Origin of the sequence: Streptomyces sp. SID5785, from assembly GCF_009870065.1 — a bacterium.
In the GTDB taxonomy this organism is placed as follows: Bacteria; Actinomycetota; Actinomycetes; order Streptomycetales; family Streptomycetaceae; genus Streptomyces.
Map to the genome: position 1 here is coordinate 1 of NZ_WWIA01001050.1, position 3,772 is coordinate 3,772.

The window sequence follows — 3,772 nt, forward strand, 5'->3', positions numbered from 1 at the left end:
TGGTCATGGGTGACCATGACGATGGTCCTGCCGTCGTCGTCCACCGCCGCGCGCAACAGGTGCAGTACTTCTCGGGCCGCGTTGGTGTCCAGGGCGCCCGTGGGTTCGTCCGCGAAGATCACGGCGGGTTCGGCCAGGACGGCGCGCGCGAACGCCACGCGTTGCTGCTGGCCTCCCGAGAGCTCCCCCGGCAGATGATCCGCCCGGTCCTTCAGCCCCAGACGGGCGAGAAGGGCGTCGACGGCGCCGCGGCGCGGTCTTCGTCCGGCGAGCTCCAGCGGAAGCGTCACGTTCTGCCGGACGGTCAGGGTCGGCAGGAGGTTGAACGTCTGGAACACGAAACCGATCCGGTCCCGGCGCAGCCGCGTGAGCTCCGCCTCGCCGTACCGGGACAGGTCCTCCCCGCCGATGTGCACGCTGCCGGAGGTGGGTCTGTCGAGACCGGCGGCGCACTGCAGAAGAGTGCTCTTCCCGGAGCCGGAGGGGCCCATCACCGCGGTGAAGGTGCCCGCGCCGAAGCGCGCGGAGACATGGTCCAGCGCACGTACGGAACCCGCTTCACGGCCATGGATCTTCGTGACGTCGCGCAGCTCGACCGCCGGTTCACCGGCGGGTGTCTCTCGGGAGGCGAACGACATGGATGGGTACGGCGTATGCGTCATGCGTGCATCGTACGCATCAGCCGAACGAAATCAAATCCGCCCCATCACACTCCTACTTGCAAGCTCATCACGTCACACCGCACCACGACTGCTATATTTCGTGACGACCGTCCCGAGCTCCTGAGCGTCACGAAATGAAGTGAACCAGCTGATGACCTGTGAGGAATGCGGCCGCCCCGTCCACGCCAAAGGGCGCGGCAGGCCGCCGCGGTACTGCTCGACGGCCTGCCGGTCGAGGGCGTACCGGGCCCGCCACGACGCCAGGGGCGCCGGCCTCTCCGGTACGGACGCGCACGCGCCACGCCAGTCCGCGCCGCAGGCAGGCGACCCGCACCGGAGCGGTCCCGCGGAAGGGAGCCTGACCGCGCAGCGGATCGTGGAGGCCGCCATCAGGATCGCGGACAGCGAGGGTCTCGAGGCGCTGTCCATGCGGCGCACCGCGGCTGATCTCGGGGTAGGGGTGATGTCGCAGTACCGGCACATCCCCGACAAGGAGACGCTGATCGATCTCACGGTGGAGACGCTCTTCGCCGCTCATCCGCTGCCCGCCCGCGGCGCACACGACTGGCGTGCCGCGCTCGAGCTCTCCGCGCGGTCCGAGTGGGAGATCTACCGGGCGCATCCGTGGCTCGCCCTGATCGTCGCGGGGACGACCCGCCCCCCGCTGGCGCCGTCGATGATGGCCTACACGGACTGGCGCATGCGGACCGTCGGCGAGCACGGTCTGACGCTGCCCGCCATGCTGCAAGTGGCCGTCGCCGTCAGTACGGCGGTGCAGGGCTCGGCGCTGGCGCTGGCGCGGGCCGGCAGCGCCGCCGAGGACGAGGCGTGGCTCGCCTCGCGCCAGTCGGCCATCAGCGCGGTCTTCGCCCACCGGGAGTTGCCCCTCATCTCGCGGTTCGGCGCCGCCGAGTTCCGGGCCGTCTCCCCGGAGAACGTCTTCGAGTTCACCCTGCGCTGCACCCTCGACGGCATCGAGGTCCTGCTGTCCGGACAGCGGGAGAAGTAGGCCCGGCGGGAGGTCCGGTGCGGCACCGGTCGTCCCGACCCGCGTGACCGGGCCGTCAGCGGTCCGCGTCCACCCGCACCCACTGGGCCTTGGAGGGCGTCCCGTGCTGGTCCGTGGCGAACACCATGTACCAGCCGGCCGGGACGAGGGAGGCGTCGTCGGGGACGGTCGCGCCGAGCGAGCCGTCGGCCCGGCGTTCGGTGTCGAGGGCGATCGAGCGCTGGTCGAAGTCGGTGACGTGGGTGGCCGATCCGGGGTGCATCAGCCGGACCCGGTCGACGGAGACGCCCTTCTCGGTGTGCAGGGTGAGCCGGCCGCCGCGGCGCACGGCCTTCTGGTCGACGCCGAGTGCGGGGCGCTCCCCGTGGTGCAGGTAGGGCGGTTCGAAGACCTCGACGCGCTGCTCGAAGTGGCCGGGGCGGGTGTTCGCCTTGTCGCCGAAGAGCGGGTCGGAGCCGAAGACGGCGACGCGGCCGTCGGGCAGCAGCAGTGCCTCCGTGTGGTAGTTGCGGCCGACGGTGGGCGCGGCGGCGGGGGTGAACGTGTTCTCGGCCGGGTCGTAGATCTGTGACCGCAGGATGTCGCTGTCTCCGCGGCCCCGGTAGTCGTTGCTGCCGCCGGTCGTGAACACGGTGTCGTCCGGCATGATCACACTGTTCAAGTAGCGTGTGTTCTCCGGGAGTTCGGGGCCGGGAGTGAAGGCGGGCCGGGCCGCGTCGAGGTCGACGACGGCGGTGCGGGCGGTCGCGGCGGAGGACTCGCCGACGCCACCGCCGCCGAGCACCATGACCTTGTGGTCCTGCGCCGGCGGCAGCAGCACCGACGAGGACGTCTCCAGTTCGTCCGGGTCCTCGAGTCCGGGCACGCGCGTGAACGTGTTGCCGTCCAGGTTCCACAGGCCGGGCGCACGCCCCTTGTCGGCGGGGCCGTAGCCGGCGTTGGAGCCGGTGTAGAAGATGCGGTTCTTCCCGGTCAGGAAGAAGGACGGGTAGGTGGGGAAGTACCGGCTGGGGGCCTTGGACCACTTCTTCGTCGCCGGGTCGTAGATCTCGTTCTTGCCCGGGACGACCTGCCCGACGTCGTCGAGGCCGGAGACGGCCAGGACGCGGCCGTCGGAGAGCGTCGTGAGGGTCGGGTACCAGCGGGCCTCGCTCATCGACCCGACCTTGGTGTACTTCTCGGTGACGGGATCGAACTCGTAGGCGTCCTTGATGCCTTGGAAGTCCTTCTTGTCCAGGCCGAGCTTGTTGGCCAGGCCGTACACGTTGTCGGCGTCCTTGCCGCGCAGCCCCTCGACCTCGTACTGCTCGCTCGTGTTGGTGATGCCCTTGCGGCCGTCGATCGCGGACTCGACGTAGACGCGGGCCTGGCTCGCGGTGACCTTCGCGGTGCCGCCCGGGCCGACGACCGTCTTCTTCGCCGCGGGCACGTGGACGGGGAACTGGGCGCGGTACTCGGCGCCGTCCGGCGACCGGAAGACGGTGCCCTTCGGGAGCGAGTGGGCCCGGTCGGGGTCCTCGTTCTTGACCAGCATCGCGCCACCGGCCCGCTTCACGTCGCCCTTGAGCATCTCGTACCGGGCGGTGCCCCCGGCCACGAGGATCTTGCCGTCGGGAACCTGCGCGTGGCCCGCGCAGAACAGGTCGGCCGGGGTGTCGATCTTCTTGAACGTGTCCTTGACGGGATCCCAGAGAGTCGACTTGAAGGAGCCCCCGTCGAACTGCTTGACGTCGTTGCCGGACCCGGCGATCAGCAGCACCTTGCCGGTGTGCAGCAGGACGGCGTGGATCGAGTTGAGCTGGTGCCCGTCGGGCAGGTCGGCCAGGGCCCAGTGCCCGTTCTTCGCCATGTACGAGGGCTGTTCGATCTCCCATCCGTGGTACTGCTCCCGGGCCGCACCGACCACGACGGGGGCGTTGACGGCGACCAGGACGACGACGGCGGCCGCGCCGATCCACGTCTTGCGCGACTTGAGACGGGAACGGGTCGTGCGAGGTGCCATCGGTGCCTCCGGTGCGGTGAGCCGTGCGGGTGTCGACCTCCCGACGACTACCGGGAGCGGCCCTCGGCGCCGCGCCGACACGCTCATTTGCACAGTGCA

At 70.3% G+C, this 3,772-nt stretch carries 3 protein-coding genes; 1 reads left to right on the forward strand and 2 read right to left on the reverse strand.

What is annotated here, in order from left to right; translation table 11 throughout:
* The coding region (locus tag GTW43_RS33985) for an ABC transporter ATP-binding protein (protein ID WP_161305825.1) at positions 1-638 on the reverse strand (638 nt) is incomplete at its 3' end.
* Positions 639-813: 175 nt separating this feature from the next.
* On the opposite strand from GTW43_RS33985, the gene GTW43_RS33990 reads away from it, so the two are divergent.
* Positions 814-1,671, forward strand: a complete 858-nt coding sequence (locus GTW43_RS33990; RefSeq protein ID WP_161305823.1) for a TetR/AcrR family transcriptional regulator C-terminal domain-containing protein — start codon at positions 814-816, stop codon at positions 1,669-1,671.
* 55 nt (positions 1,672-1,726) lie between these two features.
* On the opposite strand, the gene GTW43_RS33995 is transcribed toward GTW43_RS33990, so the two are convergent.
* Positions 1,727-3,673: a kelch motif-containing protein gene (locus GTW43_RS33995; RefSeq protein WP_161305824.1), complete on the reverse strand. Its 1,947-nt coding sequence runs from the start codon at positions 3,671-3,673 to the stop codon at positions 1,727-1,729.
* Positions 3,674-3,772 lie beyond the last annotated feature (99 nt).